26 protein-coding genes are annotated in these 23230 nt (G+C 56.6%); 6 read left to right on the forward strand and 20 right to left on the reverse strand.

Features of this window, described 5'->3' with window-relative positions:
* A partial coding sequence (locus AC5RK6_RS08985; RefSeq protein WP_493926452.1) for a CHAP domain-containing protein occupies positions 1 to 1205 on the forward strand: 1205 nt, incomplete at its 5' end.
* Positions 1206 to 1220: 15 nt separating this feature from the next.
* Positions 1221 to 2057, forward strand: a complete 837-nt coding sequence (locus AC5RK6_RS08990; protein WP_274734332.1) for a VirB6/TrbL-like conjugal transfer protein, CD1112 family — start codon at positions 1221 to 1223, stop codon at positions 2055 to 2057.
* A 110-nt stretch (positions 2058 to 2167) separates the two neighbouring features.
* Here AC5RK6_RS08990 and AC5RK6_RS08995 read toward each other — a convergent pair whose 3' ends face one another.
* Genes AC5RK6_RS08995 through AC5RK6_RS09020 form a run of 6 tightly spaced genes read right to left on the reverse strand, consistent with a single transcriptional unit; the run spans position 2168 to position 7145 of the window.
* Positions 2168 to 3853: a VirD4-like conjugal transfer protein, CD1115 family gene (locus AC5RK6_RS08995; protein WP_274734334.1), complete on the reverse strand. Its 1686-nt coding sequence runs from the start codon at positions 3851 to 3853 to the stop codon at positions 2168 to 2170.
* On the reverse strand, positions 3850 to 4293 hold the full coding sequence (locus tag AC5RK6_RS09000) for a hypothetical protein (protein ID WP_101657623.1): 444 nt from the start codon (positions 4291 to 4293) through the stop codon (positions 3850 to 3852). Before AC5RK6_RS09000 ends, AC5RK6_RS08995 begins: the two co-directional genes overlap by 4 nt.
* Positions 4290 to 4562 (reverse strand): hypothetical protein, encoded by a 273-nt coding sequence (locus AC5RK6_RS09005; RefSeq protein ID WP_101657624.1) that lies wholly within the window; start codon positions 4560 to 4562, stop codon positions 4290 to 4292. Before AC5RK6_RS09005 ends, AC5RK6_RS09000 begins: the two co-directional genes overlap by 4 nt.
* A gap of 6 nt (positions 4563 to 4568) precedes the next feature.
* Positions 4569 to 5399, reverse strand: a complete 831-nt coding sequence (locus AC5RK6_RS09010) for a PcfB family protein (protein ID WP_274734336.1) — start codon at positions 5397 to 5399, stop codon at positions 4569 to 4571.
* Positions 5396 to 6796, reverse strand: a complete 1401-nt coding sequence (locus AC5RK6_RS09015) for a relaxase/mobilization nuclease domain-containing protein (protein WP_274734337.1) — start codon at positions 6794 to 6796, stop codon at positions 5396 to 5398. Before AC5RK6_RS09015 ends, AC5RK6_RS09010 begins: the two co-directional genes overlap by 4 nt.
* Positions 6753 to 7145: a plasmid mobilization protein gene (locus tag AC5RK6_RS09020; protein ID WP_407705681.1), complete on the reverse strand. Its 393-nt coding sequence runs from the start codon at positions 7143 to 7145 to the stop codon at positions 6753 to 6755. The genes AC5RK6_RS09015 and AC5RK6_RS09020 overlap by 44 nt, the downstream gene beginning before the upstream one ends.
* A 580-nt stretch (positions 7146 to 7725) precedes the next feature.
* On the opposite strand from AC5RK6_RS09020, the gene AC5RK6_RS09025 reads away from it, so the two are divergent.
* Positions 7726 to 8118 carry a hypothetical protein gene (locus tag AC5RK6_RS09025; protein ID WP_180948894.1) on the forward strand — a complete coding sequence of 131 codons (393 nt, stop codon included), beginning with the start codon at positions 7726 to 7728 and terminating at the stop codon, positions 8116 to 8118.
* A 68-nt stretch (positions 8119 to 8186) separates the two neighbouring features.
* Here the strand turns inward: AC5RK6_RS09025 and AC5RK6_RS09030 are convergent, their stop codons facing one another.
* The 4 genes from AC5RK6_RS09030 to AC5RK6_RS09045 form a co-directional block, all read right to left on the reverse strand.
* Positions 8187 to 13115, reverse strand: coding sequence for a helicase-like domain-containing protein (locus AC5RK6_RS09030; RefSeq protein WP_284902277.1), 4929 nt, complete (start codon positions 13113 to 13115; stop codon positions 8187 to 8189).
* Positions 13116 to 13177: 62 nt separating this feature from the next.
* Complete coding sequence (locus AC5RK6_RS09035; RefSeq protein WP_180948896.1) at positions 13178 to 13825, reverse strand: hypothetical protein; 648 nt, start codon at positions 13823 to 13825, stop codon at positions 13178 to 13180.
* Between the two features lie 395 nt (positions 13826 to 14220).
* Entirely contained in the window at positions 14221 to 14403 is a 183-nt protein-coding gene (locus AC5RK6_RS09040; protein ID WP_101657630.1) for a hypothetical protein, read from the reverse strand.
* Between the two features lie 233 nt (positions 14404 to 14636).
* Complete coding sequence (locus AC5RK6_RS09045; RefSeq protein ID WP_101657631.1) at positions 14637 to 15092, reverse strand: Panacea domain-containing protein; 456 nt, start codon at positions 15090 to 15092, stop codon at positions 14637 to 14639.
* Between the two features lie 285 nt (positions 15093 to 15377).
* Between AC5RK6_RS09045 and AC5RK6_RS09050 the strand changes: the two genes are divergently transcribed.
* Positions 15378 to 16217 (forward strand): RelA/SpoT domain-containing protein, encoded by an 840-nt coding sequence (locus AC5RK6_RS09050; RefSeq protein ID WP_435730971.1) that lies wholly within the window; start codon positions 15378 to 15380, stop codon positions 16215 to 16217.
* A gap of 108 nt (positions 16218 to 16325) precedes the next feature.
* Here the strand turns inward: AC5RK6_RS09050 and AC5RK6_RS09055 are convergent, their stop codons facing one another.
* Genes AC5RK6_RS09055 through AC5RK6_RS09100 form a run of 10 tightly spaced genes read right to left on the reverse strand, consistent with a single transcriptional unit; the run spans position 16326 to position 21363 of the window.
* A complete protein-coding gene (locus AC5RK6_RS09055; protein ID WP_101657633.1) occupies positions 16326 to 17150 on the reverse strand; it encodes a hypothetical protein in 825 nt (274 codons plus the stop codon).
* On the reverse strand, positions 17147 to 17350 hold the full coding sequence (locus AC5RK6_RS09060) for a hypothetical protein (RefSeq protein ID WP_101657634.1): 204 nt from the start codon (positions 17348 to 17350) through the stop codon (positions 17147 to 17149). Before AC5RK6_RS09060 ends, AC5RK6_RS09055 begins: the two co-directional genes overlap by 4 nt.
* Positions 17343 to 17567: a hypothetical protein gene (locus tag AC5RK6_RS09065; protein WP_101657635.1), complete on the reverse strand. Its 225-nt coding sequence runs from the start codon at positions 17565 to 17567 to the stop codon at positions 17343 to 17345. Before AC5RK6_RS09065 ends, AC5RK6_RS09060 begins: the two co-directional genes overlap by 8 nt.
* A complete protein-coding gene (locus AC5RK6_RS09070; protein ID WP_101657636.1) occupies positions 17567 to 17935 on the reverse strand; it encodes a hypothetical protein in 369 nt (122 codons plus the stop codon). The genes AC5RK6_RS09065 and AC5RK6_RS09070 overlap by 1 nt, the downstream gene beginning before the upstream one ends.
* Entirely contained in the window at positions 17936 to 18475 is a 540-nt protein-coding gene (locus AC5RK6_RS09075) for a hypothetical protein (RefSeq protein WP_101657637.1), read from the reverse strand.
* A gap of 29 nt (positions 18476 to 18504) precedes the next feature.
* Positions 18505 to 18861 carry a hypothetical protein gene (locus tag AC5RK6_RS09080; RefSeq protein ID WP_101657638.1) on the reverse strand — a complete coding sequence of 119 codons (357 nt, stop codon included), beginning with the start codon at positions 18859 to 18861 and terminating at the stop codon, positions 18505 to 18507.
* 2 nt (positions 18862 to 18863) lie between these two features.
* The gene (locus tag AC5RK6_RS09085; RefSeq protein WP_101657639.1) at positions 18864 to 19172 is read right to left on the reverse strand and encodes a hypothetical protein; all 309 of its coding nucleotides are present in this window, start codon (positions 19170 to 19172) and stop codon (positions 18864 to 18866) included.
* The gene (locus AC5RK6_RS09090) at positions 19169 to 19654 is read right to left on the reverse strand and encodes a class I SAM-dependent methyltransferase (protein ID WP_101657640.1); all 486 of its coding nucleotides are present in this window, start codon (positions 19652 to 19654) and stop codon (positions 19169 to 19171) included. The genes AC5RK6_RS09085 and AC5RK6_RS09090 overlap by 4 nt, the downstream gene beginning before the upstream one ends.
* A complete protein-coding gene (locus AC5RK6_RS09095) occupies positions 19651 to 20532 on the reverse strand; it encodes a ParA family protein (RefSeq protein ID WP_101657641.1) in 882 nt (293 codons plus the stop codon). The genes AC5RK6_RS09090 and AC5RK6_RS09095 overlap by 4 nt, the downstream gene beginning before the upstream one ends.
* A gap of 12 nt (positions 20533 to 20544) precedes the next feature.
* Complete coding sequence (locus AC5RK6_RS09100; protein WP_180948897.1) at positions 20545 to 21363, reverse strand: tyrosine-type recombinase/integrase; 819 nt, start codon at positions 21361 to 21363, stop codon at positions 20545 to 20547.
* A gap of 388 nt (positions 21364 to 21751) precedes the next feature.
* Here AC5RK6_RS09100 and AC5RK6_RS09105 point away from each other — a divergent pair, with 388 nt between their 5' ends.
* Positions 21752 to 22267, forward strand: a complete 516-nt coding sequence (locus AC5RK6_RS09105) for a ClbS/DfsB family four-helix bundle protein (RefSeq protein ID WP_087070307.1) — start codon at positions 21752 to 21754, stop codon at positions 22265 to 22267.
* 66 nt (positions 22268 to 22333) lie between these two features.
* A complete protein-coding gene (locus AC5RK6_RS09110) occupies positions 22334 to 23230 on the forward strand; it encodes an ABC transporter ATP-binding protein (protein WP_087070308.1) in 897 nt (298 codons plus the stop codon).

The raw sequence follows: 23230 nt of genomic DNA on the forward strand, positions 1-23230 counted from the left end.
TTGCGCGTTCGGGGTCGAGCGTCGTGCCCGGACTGCGCCGGGCGACCCCGGGCAGTCGGCAGGCCCAGCGGGCTGGCAGGAAAGCGGGCAGGGCTACCGCTCACCGGGGTGGGTACCGGCCTAGGCTCGCCTCCCGGGCATTGAATGCTGGGCGGGTGGTGTCCGTGAAAATCGCAGCCGCCATTGCGAGCACAGTATCCATGATCGCTGCCTCCCCGGTCTTGATAGCCGGGCTGGTGGCCTCCATCATGATCATCGCGATTATCTCGTTCATCCCCAACTGGATCGTTAACCTCGTTGTCGATGATGAGCTTCCAGAGGTTGCTTTCCCGATCCAAGACGACTACCCCTGGCGCGACAAAGTCAGGGATAGTAAAGGAAACGCGACGCCGGTGTTCAACACGGTGAATCCGGAAACGCTTTATTATTTCGGGAATTGCACCGACTTCGTGTATTGGCGGGTGAACCGGGACATGGGTGGCGGGCCTGGTAAATGGGTCTACACCCACGGTGACCTAACCCCTGCTGGTGGTAATGGCTCCCAGTGGGGAGATACCGCTAATTTGCCGGGCTGGCCTGTTATCAGTAACGCAAAAGACGTCAAAACCGGTGACGTCGTTTCGTTCAAGTCTGGGGTGGCTGGGCATGACCACCCGGCCGGACACGTCGGGTATGCGGCCGCAAACACCGACGGCACCCTCCTCACGGAGAATTACGGTAACGCCGCCTACTACCTCGAGCGCTTCACCCACACCGATCTTCAGAAGTTCCTGGATGACGGGCGTATCGTTGTGCGTCGCAACCCAGACCTGGGTAGGCGGGCAGCGACCGGTGAAATAGTTCGCGTGCCCGGCGGGTCGAGCGCAGTTCTGGATACGGCCCTCGCCTATCAAGGCGTGCCCTACGTGCACGGGGGACAATCCCCGAGCGGTTGGGACTGTATTGGGTTCGTTGCCTGGGTATATCGCCAGCACGGGGTGACCATCAACTACTTCGACACGACGGGTGTGTTGTCGTATGGGCGGCGCGTGCCTTATAGCCAAGCCAAGCCAGGAGACATTCTCTATTGGCCCGGGCACGTAGCGATCTCGCTAGGGGATGGCCGGAATGTTGCCGCGTGGAACGAAAAAATGGGGACAACGGTCGGCCCGGATTCGTGGTGCGGGGAAGAGCCTCCGGTTGTGATCCGCATGAGCGAAAACTAACAGGGAGGGCTAGTTGTGGCTGGGATTATTTTGGCGATGCTCACCGCGATTTTCGGCGGTAGCTTTGCGGGCGGGGTCGATGACCTGAAAACAGACATCGCCTCCTACAACCAGAGCGCTTTTGAGTTTTGCACGAGCCTCAATTCTGTTGCGGTAAAGCCTGTGGCGGCGACTATTCTCGCGATTATTCTCGTGCTCGAGCTAGCTAGGCTTTCTACCCGTTATGAGGGAGACAGCAAGAGCGGCACCCAGCAGATCGCTCTCGCGTTGCTGAAAGCCGCGTTGATATTGATCGCAATAGCAAATGTCGATCTCATTTTGTCCTCGATTAATGAGGCGGGTGAGAAAATCACCGCCGGAGTAGTAGCGCAAAGCCCGGACACGGTTGCCGGGGGTGATCTTCCGGCGTCGGTGAAAACAGCGGTAGACGACCTCGGGATGGCCGATAAGGCGGGTCTTATGTTGGTGTTGTTCTTGCCGTGGCTGCTTTCCATTGTTGCCTCTATCGGCGTGAAAATCATCGTGTTGTTGCGTTTCGCGGAAATTTATATTTTGAGTGCGGCCGCAACTCTTCCGCTTGTTTTCCTCTCGCACCCGGAGACGAAAAGCATCGGCGTGGGATATTTGCGGCGTTACGCCGGTGCGGTCTTGCATGGCGTGGTTATCATCTTGTGCATCACGATTTACTCGTATTTCCAAGTGGAGATGGTGGACGTGAATAGTTTGACGGGGGATAACATGCTCTCCACCTTGACGGCGAATTTGGCGGGGTTGATTGCTGGCCCGGTATTCTTCCTCACCTTGCTGTTCGGTTCCTCGCGCATGGCTAAAGCATTCCTCGGAGAAGGATAATGTCGACGGATAGTGAGCTATAGACACTAAAGATTTCCGGTTCGTGAAACCAGGATTCTTTGTGTCGGGAGACCCTTTAGAAGAGAGCGATTAAACCCGACTGGTTGCGGTTACACATTTGGTGCTTCGAGTTTTTTCGAGTAGAAAGGGTCAAGGCCACGCAGAAAATACAAGCAGTAGTCGGCCCTCATGTGGGCAATCTCGTCGGGTGTCATGAGTTCACGCCCGAGGCGTTTGTGGCCGCGTGTCCAGTTTCCGTTCCTGCCCCGGCTCTCAGAAACATCTGTGGTGGTGATCGTTTGCTTGCCGAGCATCTTCGAGAAGTATTCGGTGGTGGAGCGTTCTTGTCCGCCGAGGAAGAGGATTGAGTCGCAGTTGCCGACGATGGTGTCCCAGTCTTCCTTATAGAGCGCTTTGCCCTGCGCCATGTTCTGGACGATCACGGATACGGAGATGGCACGGGAGCGCATGACCGCAATCTTCCGCTCAAAAGACGGAATCCTGCCAATATTCGCGAACTCGTCCATAAACACCTGGAGTTGAACAGGAAGCCGTCGTGAAGCTTCGTGGTCGGCGATATAAATATTCGTTTCGAAGAGTTGCTCGAAGAAAATGGATGCGAGGAAGTTGAAGGCGGCGTGGGTGTCAGGGATGATCAAAAACAGCGCCGTCTTCTCCAAGCCGATGCGTTCGAGGTGGAGGGTATCGGTAGAAAGAAGTGTCCGCATGGGTGCCATGTGGAGGGGTGCACACCTCACTCCGAGGGAGATAATCACTGATTTTTTGGTTTCTCCCGCGCCTTGCAAATAGGTATTGTATTGGGAGGCGGCGAAGCGTAGCCCGTCGATCGCGGCTAAAGCTTCGGGGGAGAAGATGTCTTGGGTGGGGTCTTGGCGGGCTATTTCTGCTTCCTGGATTAGCTCGCTGGTTGCTTCGAAGAGCAGATCGACGTCGGACTTGCTCTCGTCTTCTTTTTCGAATGCTTGCATTTGCGCGAGCAGGTCGACGATATCGATGAGCGTGCCGGTGTTGCCTTTCGTGTAGTAGATATAGGCAACCAGGGCGGTGAGGAGTGCGCGTTCTGCTTTTTCCCAGAAGTCACTCGAGGTGGCGGGTTTGCGCCCGGTGGTATTCGAGATGAAGTTTTCGACGAGGATACTGATATCGATTTCACCGCGGGCATCTTTGAAGTAGGAGAGCGGGTTGAAGTTGGCGGAGAGGTTGAAGTCGACGAGGTTGAAGCATCGCACCTTGTATCCAGCGGCTTCGAGGTGGGAGCGTGTTTGGGCATAGAGTTCGCCTTTGGGGTCAGTGACCGCGAACGACGTATTGAATTGCGCGAGGTTGGGTAAAACGTAATAGCGGGATTTACCTGACCCGGATCCACCAACAACGAGGGCGTTGAGATTGCGTTGGGTTTTCCGACCGTCTAGGGACAAGCGCTCGGTGCGAGTAAAAAGCAGGTTGTTCGTATAGGTTTTGTCGCGGTAGGGGCGGATCGCGGCCTGGGTGGCGAAGCGCGCGGAGCCGTGCTCGGCGCCGTCGCGGCGGGTGCCTTTCATCGTTTTTTGGTAGAGGGCACTCAGGCCAATTGCGGCCGCAAGACACAATCCGACGGCGGCGTCGATCTCATGAAAAGAGACGTGGAAAGGCCGCTCAAGGAGATCGAGGTAGAAGCGGTCGAGAATATCCGTGAGTGGCAGTTCGGCTTCGATGTCGCTGCGTACCTGGAAACAGACCTTGTTGCCCGACCAGAAGGCGAGGAGGAGGCCGAGGATAGTGAGGATGTAGGTCATTGGTGTGCTTTCTTTTTCGCGCGGGTCTCGATCACAGCCGCAATATCAGCCCGGCCCTCATAAGTGAAAGAAACCCGCGGGATTTCCTGGGTGTCGGCAAGGTCGGGAGTGGAAGCGGTAGATGCGAGTGGCGGTGTCTCTGACGTCGTGACGTCAGAGACACCCACACCATCGGCGTCACCGACATCGGTCGTTGGTGTGCGTAGGCGGGTGAGGGTGTCGAAGATAGCGTGGGGGTCGATGGCCGTGTCGATCAAACACAAGCCAGGCTCGCGGTAAACAAGCGCTTCCACATTGGCGGGCAATAGGCGGGCGACATCGGGATGAGTGGGGGCCTCGGCTAGCGTGAGCGCGGTCAAGGGAGCGTGACCGCGTAGGAGCTGGGCGAGGGCGCGCTCTGCTGGCTCGCCCGTGATGAGCGTGAACGTCCCGCGGGTCATGGCGTGCTCCAGTCCGGGAAATAGTCGGGGGCTAGTGAATAGGGGGCGAGGAATATGCCGCCGTCTTCGCCTTGCTCGATTGCTCCGTAGGCAAGTACTTGAGTGCCGCGCTGTAATGCGAGTTCTTCGCCGAGGTAGCGGGCGAGGCGGCCACTAGCTATCACTGTGGTTTTGATAGCAGCCTGCGTTTCGATAATGAACCGCAAGGAGGTGTGTTCGAGGTTCCATTGTGGGGTGTTGGCGATAGTGCCGGCACAGAAAATATCCACGGGATTCTACCGGCCCATCTTTTTCGAGACCACCTGGGCAGGCACAGGCGGACGCCCGTTGAGTGCGGCTTTTTTGGCTCGGGCTTTCTTCTCAATAGCACGCGCCACATCGCTGCGGGTCTGGATTTTTTCTTTCGTGACCGGTTTCTTTCCCGGCGCGGCCTCTGACGTCGGCACCGTAGCGGTGGGCGTCGCGTCTGACGTCGGCAGTGTCTCCGACGTCGCCGGTGCCTGGGGTGTCTGGCTTTCCGAGGCAGACAGAGCGGCGGCGTCGGCGTTCGGGGTGGTATCGGCGGGTTGGGTGACGTCGCCGGTTTGCGCGGGCGCGTCTGCTTCTGGTGCTTTCTCGTCTTTCTTGGATGCCGTCTTCTCAGGTGTGTCTTTTTCCGGCGTATCTTTTTCGGTGCCCGGCTTGCTCTGGCTAGCCTGTTGCCGCGTGGGGGTGAGGTCGGCTTCGATGCGGGCCAAGGCGTGTTGCATGAGCGCCACGTCGCTTCCTTGGAAGTGGACGAAGTAGCCTTCTCCGGCACGCTCGAGCGCGAAGTCGATGCCGGTGCGCCGCAAGTATTTTTTGAGAGCGGCAAGGTTTTCCGGGGTGATCTCGGCCGAGTGGAGATCCCCACCTTTGCGCTGGAGCGTTTTGATGGTCATGCGGCCATGGTCACGCTGACTGGGCGCGACGCCTTTCATTTTGGCGAGGTGTTTGAGGCCGCCTTGGGCGGTGAGCCGAACGGCCTGGACGGAATTCGTGAGGAAGTAGCCGGTGATTTTTAGGCCAGCTTGCAGGAGTGTTGCCGTAACTGTATTGGCGATTTGTTCGCCTCCCATAATACTCATTTGGTGATGTCCTTTCCTTGGATCCTGGTTTGGGTGCGTTGGTCGATTCTTTTGAGTGCGGTCTCAAGCGTGGTGATGCGGGTGGTGGTGCGGTCGATCTTCCGATCAATAACCTCACTCGACTTTCCTTCATCAAGCGTGGCTTGGCGTTCGATAACGAGGCTCGCGTTTTTCTCGACGAGGTTATCGCGCTCAAGGCGAAGCTCATCGCGGTATGCGGTGAGTTCGCTTGTGCCCATATGTACGGCGCGGGCGGTGAGGTTCACGACGTCTGCCCGTGCTCGTAGCTTTTCGCACTGGTTGTCGATGGCGGCGAAGTAGGCGCGCTGGGCCGGTGTTTTCCCGCGCGGTATCTTCCCCGTAATCAAAGCTGGGGGTGCGTTCACGGGGAGAGTAAAGAACGTATAGAGCTGCCGTGGGGTGATCTGGGTGTGGAACGAAAAGTCTTTCGTGTTGATGATGGTCAGCTCGGCACCCGCGTCAATATAGAGCCGGTAGGCGCCCCCACTATCAGAGATAGCCGAGGCTGGGAGCACGAGGGCGAGACTGCCACGCGTTCCGGGTAGGAGTACTTCGATGGTGCCGTCCTCACGCATCTCGATAAGGTGTTTTTGGGCGACGTATTCGAAGACCTGGGTGCGCCCGAGGCGCGCGCGTAGCGCGGCTGGGGTGTAGGGTGCACCGAGCTTTGCACCTCTGATAGATCGCTTCGTGCCAGGGAGCGTGAAGAGGATGTGTTGGCCTTTGGTTTCCATTTTGATACCGCGGGCGACGAGTTCGGTTTGGAATCCCTCCCAGGTAGCGGTCTCGCTAATGGCGGCGTCGATGAGGCGCCGCAGATCGTCTTTACGCGAGTCGCCACGCGCTTGGGCATAAAGGTCACCGATGTTGTTATCGCGTCCGTGTCCGCGCCTGTTCTTGATGACTGACAGACCGTGCTGCCGGCAGAGTTTGTCGGATAGCTCGCGGATGTCATAGACACGGGTCTTCGGGCAACGCCAGCGCTTCCACGTGTCGCGGTTGACGGGGTTGAAAAGAATGTGGTTGTGGATGTGGTCTTTATCCACATGCGTTGCCACTACGTAATCATGGGCGTCTCCTAACAGCTCGTGAATCAATTCCATTCCGATATCGTGTGCCTCGTTGGCATCTGCTTCTCCGGGCTTGAAAGATTGAATGAGGTGGTGGGCGAGAACGCTCCCAGGCCGGCCAACACTCTTATGGAACGATGCCTCGGCGTGGGTGGCCATGAAGCCTTTCGTGATATCTTCAGGCACCCACGACAGGCCCGCATTCGAAGAAACAAGAAGATGCCCGTTGGTCTTGTATGCCTGGCATACATAGTCCACTGCCTTACCGAGCGTCGTCTTGATCTGGGTCAGTTTCGTTACCGCCACGGCCGCCTCCAGAGGTGAATCTTTCGATGAGAGTCCTGCTTTGTTCCATGAGTTTTCTGGCTGCCTCAACCTGCTCAAAAGACGCCACATGAGCAGAGTTCACGTTGCGTGCGATTTGGTTGAGGTTCACGCCTAGCCTGTTCAGCTCTCTCAGGAGTGCTTCCGCCTGCGGGCCTCGGTCTGGCCTGGTTGGTATGGGCCGGCCGAGCAGTAGTGTGCGCGTGAACGCAGAAAAGTTAGTGTGGCCCAGGGAGCGCATCCGCGCTTCCACCCGCATCCATTCTTCAGCGTCGAAATAGAGATGCTTCTCTATACGGCGCTTCCTCCCGGAGGATGGCGCGCTTGTCACGCTTCCTCCTTAACGGGTTTGGGTGTCCCCATACTATATCACCCCGCGGCGGCGGGCAAGCGCATTTGTATCCTCAAATGCTAAGCTTGCTAAGCCGGTCGGCTAGGGCTAAAGTCACGGCCCGTAGGGGCGACTTTCGTTCCTCGCTCCGTGAAAGTTTTTTCACGGGGTAGCCGGCCTGGCCAGCGGAAAAGATACACGCCGCCGGCGTGTATTCCGCTAGCCAAGCGAAGCTTGGCGCCACGTCTTGCGTGGCATAGCGTGTGGACATTTCATGTCCACACGCAGCCCAGACGGTCAGATGATTGTGGCGCACCCGCCGTGCCATTATAGCATTATTTTGTGGTGCGGAGTGGGTGGGAAAATGGTACAGAGCAGCGCCGGCAGCGCACATAGCTGGGTAGCGTTTTTGGTGGTGGGTGGGTTCATTTTTTAGATCAAAAATGACACGCACTCCGGCGGTAAACGTGGTGGCGTTGGTGGTGGGCGCGCGGGGCGCGTGGAATGGAAGAGTGGTGGGTGGTAATATTTTGTTTCGGGAACTTACGCCACACCGACAGGTATTGAAGTGGTGGTTGTGGTGAGGAAGAAAATAGCGGCCTTGAAAGACAGCCCGCTGATCGCTCCGGATTACGCAAAGCTGGAAAAGCGCATCGGTGCGGTCTCGGATTTCGAGAAAAGGCTGGGTGAATTGCGCGAGCTGCGAGCAACGCTCGTGGACTTACGCGGCGTGCTGGTTGAGTCGGGTTTGCCGGTCAAACAGATCGTGCAAGCGTTCGCGCTTGATAATAATGAGCGCCGCCTTTTGCTCAAAAAATACCGCAATGCGGGCACGGAAAACGCGGGCGAGGGTAACGCCCCGGGCGCGGACAGTGACTCGAATACCGGCGACGATGAGGCGAGGCCTGAACATCAAAGCGGTGTCGATGGGGGCGAAAATGTCGGCGTGAGTGAACACTTCCCGCAACAATAACGGAAGCTATAAGGTAAGGGCCGTACCGCGCACACCGCGCGCGGTACGGGCCTTACCGTGCTCGCGTTTTATAGGTTTATGGTTTGTTGCTGGGTGCGTTTACCTTCCCTGAGGCTCGCGGTAATCGTTTTGAGTTCGGCTTCCAGCGTGGCAAGTTTAGACTCACCCGACCAGCGCTCCTCCGTTTCGCTCCCGTAGCGCATTTTTTCGCGTTCGATATTGGCTTGGTATTCTTTTATCTTCTCCTGCAAACCATCGAGTTTGCCGATCATGTTCTCCAGCCTCACAAAATAGTGGTAGTCCAGGCGCGGGATGGTGGTTCCTTTGAACTGCACCTCCACGGAAATATCTAGGCCGCTTTTATCGGGAAAATAGCGGCGATAGTATTCAAGTTGCTGAGCAAACGCTGCGGGCACGGCGACCAGGCCGTGTCCGTTACCTAAATATGATGTCGTGATACCGAAGGCGATAGGAACGCCGTTGATCTCGATTTTAGGCAGGCTATAGACCGGATTCCACGAGATAGCGCCCGCGCCGCGCGATGCGGCCGTGCGGAAAATATAGCTTGGCAGTACGCTCAAAGCATCATTCAATTGCGTTGCGGCCACTTTACGTTCGGTCACGGTCGTGTCATCGAACTTGATAACCGGCGCAGGCGGATTGGTGAGGGTTTCTTGGACGCGCTCGAGAGCATCCCCATAGCGACCCAGGAACATACCCGTGGTTCCTAAGAGCCTTAAGTTCGAGGCTATGTTGGCGTTTTTTGTACGCCAGGCAGCCCGCTCATTCTTCAAGCCCTGGATCTGGTTTTTCAAATCAACCGACCGCATAAGCATGATATCTCCGGAGGCGATAGCTTTCGTTTCCGCATACGACATCTGGCGCTCGGCGACATCTTCAATGGAGCGCCCGGAGTATTTCCCGGTCATGACCTGGCCAATAAACGCGGCTTTCCGCTCCAGGGTTTGCCACTTCATGGTATCCAATGATTTGAGGGTGCAGTAGCGGTATTCGGCGACCTCATGGTTTTGGTTTTTCTGGCGGAAGACCCGCCCATTCCTCTGAATATGATCAGCTGGGCGCCAGGGCACATCAACATGATGAATCGCCACCGCCCGCGTTTGAATGTTCGCGCCTGTTCCGAGTTTCTCAGTCGAACCAATCAGTATTTGGATGGAGCCTGAGCGGGCACGCTTGTAGAGACCGTCGCGCTCAAGCGTATTTTTCGCTTCGTGAACAAACGCTATCGCGCTCTCTGGCACACCTTTCTCAACCAACAGCCGCTTGAGTTCGTGGTACATGTCAAAGCTGCCGTCTGTTTTGGGGGTGCCTTTATCGCAGAAAACAATCTGCAAGGCCCCGCGCGTGGGCGAGACTTCCCCGGTCTCATCCAGATACTGGTTGTCTTTGGTTTCGTTCCAGACCCGGTAGACGTTGTCGGCCACCACATCGACTTTCTGGTGGGTAATCGCCTCAGTATCGACCCCAATGAGCGCGGCCGCGTTTTTCTCGGTGAAGAGGCGGTAGTCGGTCGCGAACGTGATCCCATCATTCGTCAAGCAGAGGTAATTGTCTTCTGTTGGGCTGACCATGCCGGCTTTGATGGCGGTTTCGCGTTCTTCCAAGCGCTCCCGGAATTCTTCCATCGGGCCGCCCAGATCAATCTCGAGGGTTTCCGCGCGCCGTTCACCATCACCACGTGTTTTCATATCCGGGAGATTGAGGCCCAGTTCGCTGGTGAGTTTGACGTCGGCGAACGTCTGCCACATCGCGAGCAGCTCCGGCAAGTTGTTGAACGTGGTGAAGCGTTGCTTGACCTCGTAGGAGCCGCTGGCGTTCATTTCCACCGCAGTGGAGGCGGAGGCGAACTGGCGTGCCCAGGCAGTGAAGTCACCGACGCCAGCACCGGCGAGAATGTCGGGGCGTAGGTAGTGCATCATCACCCACATCTCGCCCATCGAGTTGGCTACCGGGGTGGCGGTGGCGAGCGTGCAGATACGCTCCCTTCCCTGGGAGCGTAGGTAGTTGATTTTCATGTCGAGGTCGAGGGCACGCGACGACGTGCCGCCGAGCAGGCCCGCGAATTTCTCCGCTCCTTTGACGGGCAGGTTTTTATAGGCGTGGGCCTCATCGACGACCAAATAGTCGACGCCGAGAGACTCAAACGACAAAAGGGTTTCGTCGTGCTGGTTTTGGGCGTCGTTGATCTCGCGCTTAATTGACGCTTCGCTCTCAAGCATTTTGCTCTCCAGCTTAGAGACAGAGACATCGCCGGATTGAGCGGCTTCAAAAGCAATACGGGCGCGAGTCTCGTCGAGCTTGGTCTGCTCGTAGACTTTGATGGTTTCTTTACCCAGGGGGAGCTGGCCGAAAGCATAGTGGGAGCAGATGATCGCATCCCAATTACCCATCCTTGCGCGGGCGAAAAACTCAGCCTTATTGGCCTTGGAGATGTCTTCACTCTCTAAAGTGAGCAGGCGTGCGGCCGGGTAGGCGGCTAGCCATTCGCTCCTGAATTGGCCCACCAAGTGGTTCGGGACGACGACGAGGGGTTTGGTGACGAGTCCGAGTCGGCGTTGTTCCATGACCGCGCAGACCATCGCGAGGGTTTTCCCGGCCCCGACCTCATGGAATAGCCCGCACGTGGGTTCATAGAGCATGCGGGCGATAGCGGTTTTTTGGTGGTCATAGAGCTGGATTGAGGAGGACAGACCGGGTAGGGTGAGGCCACTACCGATGTCGGTGTAATCGCGGCCCACTAGCGAGTTGAAGCGCTCGTTGTAGATTTGAACGAGGCGCTCGGTGCGGGTGGCGTCAGCGAAGAGCCATTCTTTGAAGTGGTCTTCGATTTCTTTGCCTTTCGCCACGGCCGCGGCCGTGGCCGCCATATCCACAATCTTTTTGTTTTTGTTATCGGGGTCTGGGTGTTCAACCTTGACCGGCGACGCATTCAAGAGACGTACGAAGATGTCGGAGGCTCGCATAGCGGTAGTGCCCCACCGGGTTTCTTGCTCATAGGAACGGGACTGGGCGCCGCTCAAGTTCACGGAGTATGCGCCGTCCTTCGTGAGCGTGAGGCTCGGGCGGCCGTCATCGAGCATTTCGCGCAGGAATTGCTGGTAATCCCGGATCGGGATCCAGCTCGCGCCTATGCTCGGGGTGATCTCCGTGAAGTCAATAGGCTCAGGCATGACTTTCTCAAGCGCCTCCACGTTCACGGAGTACTGGGGGTCGGTTTGAGCAGCCGATTGAGCAGTCTTGAGTTTTTCGCGTACGTTCCCGGACAAGTATTCGGGGGCGCGGGTAAGAACGCCGGTTTCGGGGTCAAGGAATGCTAGGCCCTCCTCGATCAGCTGACCGCCAATAACTTCTTCTCGGAAGCCTAGGAGGTAGTGCATATAGGCAAGGTCGATACCACCGGTTTGCTCCAGACTCATCGCAAGCGCTTCGCGGGTCGTTTGTGCGCCTTTAGGCGTATAGGGCGCATACAACTGCCGGGAGGTGAGAATATCAGCCGGCGTGGCGCGTTCTGTCTCGTCATCCCATTTCTCGAGAGCAAACAAGAGGGCGTGGCGGGGATCTTTCTTCAAGACTCGGACGGCTTGCGGGTAGGCCACCCGCAAGACTTCCTCGCCGTTCTTGTCGATACGGATGCTTTTCGTATTCCGATTCAGCGCACCATACTCGGCTACATACGCCTCATAGGCGGTGCGGGTTTGGGTGCGGAGCACTTCGAGCGCGGGGTCTGCGGCCGGCGCGGTTTCTTCCGCGCTAACCAGACGCGAGACAAGCGTGAACAGCTCATATAAGCGATGCGTCTCGGCAACGTATTTCTTCGCTAGACGCACGCTCTCCCACTCCCCACTAGCGGCGAGGCGCTCCATGCCTTGAGGTGTGGGACGCAAAGAACCAGCAACCATGCCCTCCTCGAGCGGGGCGGTGAGGGCTTCGGCGTCGATCTCAATAACCTGCGGGCTATATGCAAGACGCTCGGGAAGATCAGTAAATACGCGGGTGAGCGCGGCCGCGAGGCTACCTGCGACGTCGGTGGGTGTCTTTTTACCTTGCACGGTGAGCACGTCGCGCCCACCCATCCCGCTCCCGGCTTCAAGCTCACCAAGAATACTCGAGGGGTGGTCAAGGAAATAGTTATTGAGCGCAAATATCGCGGTACTTCCGTCTTTACGGGGTAGGCGCACGGGGTGGGTGTGTTCCCACGTGAACTCTTGCGGAGTTTCGCCTGGAGTGCGTTTGCGGAAGATCAACAGATCGCTAGCAACGCTGGTTCCGGCAGCCTCACTGTGAGCACCAGACGGCAGACGGATAGCTGCCACTAGGTCTGCGCGCTCATACATGTCGCGGCGTGCGGCCGGGTTTTTCGCGTCCAGGGTGTAGGTGGAGGTGATGAGCGCCGCATAGCCGCCAGATTTGAGCAAATCCAGGGATTTGATGATGAAGTGGTTGTGCATCGAGTGCCGGCCCGGATTATGGGCCGGGTCGAATAAAGCGAGGTCAGCGAACGGCACGTTCCCTACCGCCACATCAAAGACCGGGGGTAGCGTGGTGGTCTCGAAGCCTTCAGCTCGGATGGTGTCGCTGGGAGCGAGGAGCTGGGCCAGGCGTGCAGCCGTGCTGTCAAGCTCGATGCCGGTCATGGTGAGGTTGTTGGGTGCGTGCGCGATGAAATGCCCGATACCACACCCCGGCTCGAGTCCCGCACCGCTTTGAACGCCGGCAGCTTTGAGTGCATCCCAAATCGCCGCGACATATTTGGTGTGGGTGTAGTGGGCATTGACAGTAGAGCGCCGCGCAGCCTTATAGCCCTCCTCGCCGAGAATGTCGTGGAGACGCTCGCGCACGGCGGCCCACTGGGGTTTGGTTTCGTCGAAGACTTCCGCCAGCCCGCCCCACCCACTAAAGAGCGCGACCTGCTCGAGGTCACGCTCGGTTAGCCCGCCCTGCTCGGCTAGTTCGAGTGCGTGAATATTAGCGGACACGCGGGCACGCACGCCCGTGATCGTGTCTTGTGGCCGCGTGCGTAGATGAGGAACTGGTGGGTCTACCAACACCCCTCGATCTCGGAGGGCGTTGTCGGGTTCTCCCATTCGATTGGCGGGTTCTGGGCTTGCCACTGGGCTACCCAGGCCGGGCACTTGCGATCCGGTGTTGATTTCATCGTCTGCATTGAGGTGAACATGTCGATGATCTCCCCTCGCATCTTGCCCGTGTCCTCCATTGCCTGCCAGGCCAGATGGAAGAGCGGTGGCTCGTCCTGCCTCGGCTTGCCCGTCACTTTCTTCAGGGGTAGGTGTGCTACCTGGTAGGACTCGATCCAGAAGTCTTCCTTGATCAACTCGTCCAGGCTCATCGCTGTTCCCTCGATCCGCACCGCCAGGCCGCGCCGGAATACTCGCAGTAGTGCCTCGGTCAGGGTTTCCTTCATCCGCGGGACGTACAGCTCCTCGTAGTTCTCCTGATCGGTCAGAAACTCGTAGGGCATGTCCACTCCTATCCAGTCCCAATCCAGTGGGAAGAGTTCCCACGTCTCTACCTCGGCGTTCGGGTAGTAGTTCGGGGGTAGATACGTTTCCATCTCGAGGAAGAATTTGCGGGCTACCTCCCATTCGTCCGGGTTGCTTTGCGCCCAGCGACTCCACACTTCGCGTGTCTGGAGTGGCTGGCCGGCGTCCCTCGGGTCGATCAACATCGCTCGTCCTTTCTGTTAGCCCCATGAGGGCATCTAAGTCAAAAGCAAGCTGGCTAGGCGCAGGCGTCACCTTGCGCCTTTTGCTGGCTCTCCGGTTCCCAGAATACCCTCCATGTGGCGGTATATCCATATCTCCATACGCTGGTTTTGGTGTGGAAGCGTTTTTCGGGTTGTTGTCCATTGCTGTCCTTGAGGATAAGGGGTGGATTAAATAGGGGTGGCGCCACCCAAGGGGTGGCGCCATTTTTGTGCCTCAAGGGGTCGGCTCAAAACAAAAGGGAAAATTATTGGAGGGCCGGGCTTCTAAGTCGCGCGTTCTCCAGCTCACGGCCGCATCCAATATGGTCGCCCAGTGTGTGAGGTGGGCTGCTTCCATTACCAGCCAGCCTCAACAGTTACTGTTCTTGGTTTTCTATCTCTTCGAGGTAGTTTTCCAGGGCAGTAACAATCAGGGCGGTCAGGGTTGTTTCCTTGACCACTGCAAGAATTTGCAGTTTCTTGGCAAGGATTCCCGGACAGTTAAAGTGTACGTCTTTTGGGCCGGTGTCTTTAAGGCCCGCGAACATGTTCATATCCATATTTCCATGATGCCATGCTGGTGAGGCGTGTGGGAGTCACCGCGTGCTTCGGGTTTTCTTAGGGCTGGGACGTTGCGTGGTGGTATTGGGTGGTGTTTTTATCGGCCTGCCCCTGTGGGGCAAGGCCGGCCCGCGGGGGTCTGGGGGCACGGGTGTCCCCAGCGGGGTGTGGGGCAGCGCCCCGCAACGTTGAAGGGGCAGCGCAACGCTGCCCCTTCAACCGAGTATGACCGCTAAACCAGCAAGGATTCGACGACTGGATGTGTACGGTAGTAAGCCTTGATCGACTCCTTGGAGATGATCTCCTGGGAGTGTGACTGCGGGTCACAACCTTGACGCGCATCAAGCCACGGCTGCTCACCGTGAGTCTTTTCGACCAAAGCATTCGCGGTCAAGTCACCGAGTTCATCGCAAACGCCGTCAATAACAGTCAGTGCGTCAGCGGATAGTGTGCCGGCTTCACTGGTTAGCTCGCCGGGGTAAATAAAGAACTTACCGCGGTGCTTGCTGAATAACTCCGGAGAAACCGGGCCGTTAACCCAGGCGCGAAAATCTTCCTCAAAAATAGGAGATCCCGTTTCGGCGAGATATGCAGCCTGGCAATAGAACGTAAGCTTTTGCAATTTCATGGTGGTCATACGCCCGCAACGCTCAAGAATCTGCGCTGCTACATCTTCAACTTTAGCCATCTCGCCTCCTTTTACCTCAATATCCGTAATTGCTATGATTCTACCATGCAAGACAGTGTGCGGCCTATATCCAGGGGTGAAGCTAACAAAGCCGGAAAAGCCCTAGCGCAGGCGTACGTCGCACACGGTGGAGACCTTGCTCGCGTCGGAGAAGACGAGGAGATTCAAGAATACTTCCGCCTCGTGCAAGCATGGCGTTCTATGCAAATTGAGCCTACACGTACTGTTTTTGAGGAACTACAGCAAATATCCACGCTCATCCCGCACTCTCTTGTGACTTTCCGATTGAAGCGAATCAGCTCAATTCTCAAGAAACTCTCACGCAAGAACACCAACCTCAAGCTCGGCTCCATGGACGACATAGGCGGGTGCCGGCTTATCGTGGAAACCTGCGAGCAAGTAGACCTTGCCGTAGCCGAAGTACTACGCCGCTTGGATGTGAAAGAATCCCGCGGAATCAAAGACTATATTGCTTGTCCCCAAGATAGTGGCTACCGCTCATGTCACATCATCGTCGTCGTACCCGGTGAACCACTACCTTCTCGAGTGGAAATCCAGATCAGGACGAGACTCCAGCACTCGTGGGCAACGGGAGTCGAAGCAGCAAGCGCGATATACGGCCAGGATTACAAGAGCCCTGAAAAACTGGCAGGATCGCGCGCTTCCTACGAAGATATAAGGCGATTTTTCCAGCTGGCCTCGGCCCTTTTCACTCTCGAGGAAGACCGCCCGTTAGCATCTAATGTTCCCAATGGTCGGGAAGCGCTCAAACGCGAGCTCGAAGCGTTACCGTGCTCCAAGCAGATTTGCGTCGATCTTGTAGACGCAACAGATGCAACTTTCCAGAGTATCGGGAAGGCTTTCGGCTCTCTTGGCCCTAACCTGTATCTTCTCGAATATGACCGAGAAGAACAGGTTTTGTACGCTTCGCCTTTTTCCAGTAGTGATATTAGCCAGGCTATTGATTGGTATAACCAAAACGAAGAAGAAGACGTGTTTTCCGGGCGACGCGACACGGTACTCGTCTACGCCACAAGCACCGAGTACCTACACGCCGCGTTCCCTAATTACTCAACAAACCTAGGCGAGTTCACCAGCAACCTTCGCCGCTGTACGCACTCATAGGACATATCGGAACAGGATGTCCCAGCCCAGCCTTGCCAGCCACGTAAAAACTCCCAGTCCTCACGTTAGACACAACGCTAGGGGCTGGGAGTTTTGGGTTAGGGGCTCCTATTTTTTCTTCTTTTTCGGCCACGTGTATCGGGCGGTCTGGATCCCGTCTTCTTCCTTAGTGATCGCCGTGATCTTTACCGTTTGGGTGCCTTTGCGGGTAGAGACTCGTGCGTTTTGCCCGATAGCGAGGTTTTGGCCGATGACGAACCAGGTTCCGTCGATTTCCCGGAAGATACACCGCCCACCTTTGGTTAATTCGGCGTCAGTGAGCTTGTGTTTGATGTAGGTGGCAAGCACTGTGCCTTCCTCCGTGACCGTGATGACGTCATCAACCGTGACGGTGTGGGTTTTCCCGTTTTTGGTGATGACGGTGACGTCTTTGCCTTCTTCCAAATTCGGGCCTTCGATGAAGTATTCGTCGGTGTCGGGATTGTGCCGATAGATAGCTTGCCCTTCCGGGATGGGCGGGTAGTTACGACGGTAGAGCGCGGACTGGACAGTGCCGTCATCTGCTTGGATTTCCCCCACCGTTACCTCATGTTGTGTCCCGTTTTTGGTGATCACGGTTGCGGTAGCACCCTCTGTGAGGTCGCGTCCAACAATGATGTATTGACCTAAATGGTTGTCTTTGCGGTAGATCGCTTGGCCCGGCTCAAGGGTCTCGGTGGGGTCTTCCTCAATCCACTCGAACGTGGCGGTGCGGATTCCTTGTTGTTCGTCGATGATCTCACCAACCAGAACAGTGACAACGTCGCCGTTTTTTGTTGTGACAGCGGCCTGGCTGCCGGGGGTGAGGGCGACGCCGGTGATCCCGATTTCGTCTTCGCTGATTTTCTTGAAAATGATGGTGCCCTCGTCCAGGGGGCCGGTGCTCATGCTCATGAGAGTTCCTTTTCTTTTTGGTTTTTGAGTTGGGAGTATTTCCAGGTGTAGACATCGCCGTGGGTGTAGCGGATGGTGCAGTCGATACCGCGGTCGCGGTGATGGAGGGCGCGGTGTGCGGCGATGCCGAGATAATGCAGGGGTTTCTTGCAGGTGTAGCAGTAGGCGGTTTTCTTGCCTGGATAAATATTGTTACCCATCGGTGTCTCCCTCCTCGTCGCTAGTGTCTCGGTAGCTTTGCCAGGTGCCGTTTTGCTCTTTTTCTTTCATGCGGTTCATGAAACTGGCGAGCAGCTTCCAGCCGGCATTACGATCCATACCCGTGTTGCTGGCGGGTACGGCTGTGCCGGCATTGCTGGCGGGTGCGGCGGGTGTCTCGTTGCCGGCATGGCTGGCAAGGTTTTCTTCTGGCCGCATTACTTACTCACCTCCATCGGAGCATCTTCGGCCGGCTGGGCATCTGGGATACCGATTTCGGCCAGAGTAGGAACCTTGTCCAGGAATTCCCGAATATAGATCCGGTGTTTCCCGCACGCGTGATCCATGCCCCGCGCGTGCTCGTAGTGTGTGTATGCGTCGCGTGATCTTCCCCAGGCGTCATATTCAAGCTCTGAAAGACCGTGTTCGTGGGCATATTCAGCTTCCCTGCAAGCCTCAGAGTGGCTTTCATAAGCAGCGCTGGCTTCCCGGTCATATTCCCGTCCCATACGGAAAAGAAGATCAAGCATTTGTTTTGCGAAGTGTTCGCGGGTGGCCGCGATAATCTGCTCTGGTGTGGGGGTCATTTATTCGTCTCCGTCCGTGTCTGTGACGACGATGATCGGGTTGTCTTCTTTTTCCACGTCATCGAGTGTGGGGGTGAAGTGCCGGAGGTCGCTGATCCGGCAGCAATGCTCGATGCAAAGGAGGGCTTGAGCCTTGTGGTACATGTGCTTACCCCAGGCTTGTGTAGCGTCACAGCGTGCTTCGTCGGCGAGTTCTTGGTTATCGCATTCGAGGGCCGTTTCTGCCCGTGCTAGGCATTCCTTGTATTCCGAGCTGTAACGTTCGGCTTGCTTCATCCGCTTGTGGTTTCCGCTCGCGAGAGTTTCGGTGATTTCGTCGGCGAGGTGTCGGCGGGTGGCCTCGATGATGCTGGATACCCAGGCATCGAAAACAGCATCGGCGTCGTGTGCGAGTTTCCCGGTCGTGTCCTCAACATCGTGGGCACTATCGGGGATGCCGTGCTTCTCGATCTCAGCAAGGCCGGTGTCGATGACGAGATTACGTACCGCTTGACGCACATCCTGGGTGGTCAGTTGGGAGGTTGGGTTGAGGAAATACATGAGAATGTCTCCAATCTTGGGGTTGTGGGTTAGATGATTCCTTTAGGTGTGGCACCTGCCGGGACGGGTGTCACGTCCGTGTTGATGTGGTCGGTGATGATGGTGGTTGCCCATTCGGATAGGGAGATTCTGTTGCCTGTGGCGACGTCGGCGAGCCAGGCGCCGCGGATGATGTCTGCGGTTTCGCGGGGTAGGCGGAGGGTGATTTTCACTTTCTCTACCCCGCGTTTGCTAGGCGCACCGGCATTGCTGGCGGGTGCGGCAGGTGCGGGCGTGCCGGCGTTGCCGGCTGGTACGGCGGGTGTCTCGGTGCTGGCAGCGACGACGGGGTTGGTGATGGGTGCTTTCTTGAGTGTGCGCAACGCGTGTGTGTCTGGCTTTTTCATTGTTATTCCGTTTCCATGGTGGTTTCGTATGCGGCTTTGATCTTGTCTAAGTGTTTGACGACCCGCGCGAGTATGCCTTGGGCTTCGGCAAGCAGGAAGAAGAGATCCACGAGGTCTTTATCGGTGCCGTTTTTGATGACGTGGTTGCCGGCTTTCTTCCAGTCGTCTGAGGAGAGACGGCATTCGGCGAGGCTGGCGTTTATTGATGTTCCGTTCCAGGCTTCCACGGCCCCGTTTCTCAGGAGCTTGCGATAGATAGTGTCGGTTGGGTCGGAGAGGTAACGCAGTGCGTCTTTTTTCGTCATTTTCATTGCTGGGTTCCTTTACTGGTCGGTGTTTTGAGGAAAGTGATCCAGTGGGTTTTGCTGCTTGTTCCGGTGTGGCCGAAGAGTGGCTTTTCCGGGGTGAGGGTAAGGATGCGGGAGAGTGGGATTTGGGTTTCGTTCCATTTGAAGATGAGGACGCCGCCTGGGCGTAGGACTCGGAAGGCTTGCTCGAATCCGGCCCTGATGTCGTCTTCCCAGGAGGGTGCGAGCTTCCCGTATTTTTTCGCCAACCAGGAGGATTCTCCTAGGTGGTTGAGGTGGGGTGGGTCGAAGACCACGAGGTAAAACGTGTTGTCTGGGAACGAGAGGTCGCGGAAGTCTTCCCTTTGGTCGGGGTTGATTGTGAGGGTGCGGCCGTCGCAGAGCGTGTGGGTCTCGGCTGTGTTGTCGCAGTAGGTGACGCGCTCGTCGTGCTTGTTTACCCACATCATCCTGGCACCGCAGGTGAGGTCGAGGACGGGTTTCATGAGCAAGCCCCCAGGGCCGCCGTGCTGGTATGGCTGGCGGTGCTGGCGGGTGCGGCACTGCTGGCAAGTACGGCGGGTGCCCGAGTGCCGGCAGGCGCGGCAGGTACGGCTGGTGCGGCGTTGCCGGCAAGGGCGGCTTGTAGCGTCTTGAATGCTTCCTCAATCAGCGGGTCACCGTTATTGATGGGGGTGTGGTTGGTTGCGGTGTGGGGGAATGCTTCCCTCATCGGCATATACCGAGCGAGCAGGTAGTCGCCATAAGTGGCTTCTAGCTCGGTCAGCCACCGCTTCGTGTCCAAGCGCCCTTGCTGGTAGGAGTTCACGAGGATTCCCGCAAGCTCAAGAGCCGGGTTATATAGAGATTTAATAGTGGCGATGGTTGTGATCATTTCCGCGACGCCATCGCAGGCGGTTTCCCGTGCCGTGGTGACGATCAACGCCACATCGGCGGCGACGAGAGCGCCGGTGGTGAGCATCCCCAAGGATGGCGGACAGTCCACCACGATAGTTTCGTAAGCATCATGCAGGGGAGCGAGGATGGTTTTGATCCTGTATTCCCGGCCGAGCGTGGTGTCGTTTTCCCGATCCCACAACGCTCTATCGGCGGGGAGTAGATCAATACCCCAGCCAGGCACTTCCAGTATTGCTTGGCGGGCTGTTTCGGGTGGCGCTCCGGCGGACACCGCCGCAAGCACATCATTGACGGTCAAGGTATCGGCGTCTACTTCGACGCCGAGCGTCGTAGTTGCCGAGCCTTGCGGGTCAGCATCCACCAGCAACACATGAGCACTGGAGGTGCGGGCGATGCGGTGTGCGAGATTCGTGGCAATCGTCGTTTTACCAACGCCGCCTTTCTGGTTGCAGATAGCGATAATCATGGAGATTTCCTTCTATAGGTTTTCGATTGCAAGTTGTTGCTGAGCGTTTGTTACCTGGGTGTAGATGGCTGTGGATTGGATACTCTCGTGGCGCATGAGTGTTTGAACTACCCGAAGATTAACGCCTTTGGCAACGAGATCGGTTCCGAAGGAATGCCGTAACTGGTGAGCCGTCATCGTGATTCCGTGGCGCTTGAACGTCGTTTTTATCGTGTATCCTACCGATTTAGGGCTTATGTGCCCGGCTTTCACGTATGCGGGGAACCAGAAGCCGTGTTGAGGCATTTGTTTTGCAATTTCCTGCACTTTGGGGTGCGCGGCTATGAAAGCCATTTTTCCTCCTTTTCCGAGGATGGTTAGTTGGGTGGTTAGTGGGTCGTAGTCAGCTCCGCGGATTTTAGCGATTTCATGCGTTCTGAGACCCTCGTAATAGGCGAGAACGATCATCGCGCGCGTGCGGATATGGAGGTTTGAGGAGAGTACTGTGGTTATCAGTTCGGTCGGGATGGGGCGGGGTGCGCTCTTCGGTTTTTTGGGCGCAGGGATTACGTCAAGGGGATTCTTATTGATGAGAGCCATTCGTAATGCCCAGCGATAGAAGGCATTCAAATGGGTGTAGTAGCTCCACTTAGTGGAAGCGCTCGGGCGCTGGGCTAGCCAGGAGACGATGTCCTCGGATTTCATCTCAAGCGCAGTTACAGAGGTGTCTCTGCTTAGCGCACCGACGACCCGGATTCTCTCAGTAATCGTTGTTTGGGAAAGTGACTGGGCGGCCATCGCCAGACGCCACTGATCGAGGACGTGTTCGTTACGTGGATTGTCTTTTTCCATGAGGATATTTGTAACTGCCCCGGTAAGGCTGTATTGAATTATCGATGATGTAACGAAGCTCGTATTTGATCGTGCTATGTGTCGATGCAAAATTCCCGGACTTGCTGGCAATGCCGGCATGGGGACACTCGCCGTAGTTGCCGGACTTGCCAGCAGAAGAGTAAAAAAACTAAGCGTAGTGCTGAGCTGTTTTCAAGCGCCCCGGCAAAGGCATGGAACCTGTAATGAATAGGTCGAGAGTTCGATTCTCTCAGGTGGCTCCAACTTCCACGTCGGATTTAATAAGTCCGCGTTAGCGGGTGTCGTATTTCTCGTAATCGGGCATAGGTTCATGGTTTAATGCTCTAGCGGAGCATGAAACTAACGCTGCTTCACAAGGAGGTGTGCGGTGAGATCATATGAATCTGGCACTGAGCTGCAGGTAGAGATCGCTAAACGCGGCAGTCTATTTCTCGGCGAGTTCGCAGACGTGCCCGATGATGGCTGGGATCGGCTGGTTGATGGTGTTGATCGCACGCCCCGGCAGATGATCGCCTACCAGGTGGGCTGGATAGAACTATTGCTCAGCTGGGAACGTGACGAGCAAGCGGGCAAAGATGTGGTGACTCCGGCCCCTGGTTTTAAGTGGAACCAGCTGGGTGGCTTGTATGAGTCGTTCTACCAGCGTTGGGAACAAGAACCTGCTGAAGAGTTGATTGACCAGTTCGGGAACTTGCTTGGTGAAGTGGTCAAGATGGTGGGTGGCCTGACTGAAGCGGAGTTGTTTGAGTCTGGGCAGCGGGCGTGGGCATCTTCCACGCCATCGGCGTGGCCGGTGTGGAAGTGGGTGCATATCAACACGGTCGCCCCGTTTACCACCTTCCGAACCAAGATTCGCAAGTGGAAAAAACTGGTTACCTGCTAGCTGATAAGTACAGTGATTTCGGTACCGCTCCTGAAGACAAACTGGTTCGAAGCTATAGGAGAGCCAATGGAAAAGGTTGTTGACTGTCATGGTCTGAGTAAGACCTACCGGACAGGAATGGTGGCGCTTGATGGCCTCAATTTCTCTGTAGAAAAGGGTGCCATTCATGGGCTAGTGGGTAGGAATGGGGCCGGTAAAACTACGTTGATGAAGTGCCTATTTAATCTGATTCGACCCACATCCGGCACCGTTAATGTATTCGGACGGCCTGCCGGGCAGATGGCCCACAAGGTGGGTGGGTTGATTGAAATGCCTGCCTTCTATAAGCACCTTAGTGGAAGGCAAAATTTGGCCCTATTCGCCGGATATTTCGGTGTGGACACTGCTGAATGTGAGCGTATCCTCGATCTTGTTGGATTGGCCAATCGAGCTGAAGATAAGGCCTCAGGATACTCTCTCGGCATGAAGCAGCGCCTCGGAATAGCCATTGCCCTTCTAGGCAAGCCCGAGTTGCTAATTCTTGATGAGCCGGTCAATGGCCTGGACCCGCAGGCGATTGCGGAAACGAGAGATTTGATGAGGGCCCTTCGGGAGTCCGGAACCACAATCTTGCTTTCCAGCCATCTGCTAGGAGAAATTGAGCAAGTTTGCGACACTGTCACCGTCCTGGAATCTGGCAAACTTGTGGCTAACGGTACACCAGAGCAGCTTCGTCAACAGTTCAACGGTAAGGCTCCATTAGAGCTGCAAGTGGGAGACCCAGCTAAGGCTGCACGGCTATTGGAGGCCATGGGCGTCAAGGTCAAGGCCGAGGGGTCAAGCCTCCTTGCCTATCTGCCGGAGGATGTGAATGCATCCGATCTGGTCAAGGTCCTAGTCAAGGAGGATATCGAGGTCAGGTCCGTCAAAAGACGAGACTCCCTAGAGGCCGCCTATCTGTCGATGACTCAGAAAGAGCAGTGA

The sequence above is a fragment of the Actinotignum sp. usb-actsch-213 genome (assembly GCF_059085665.1).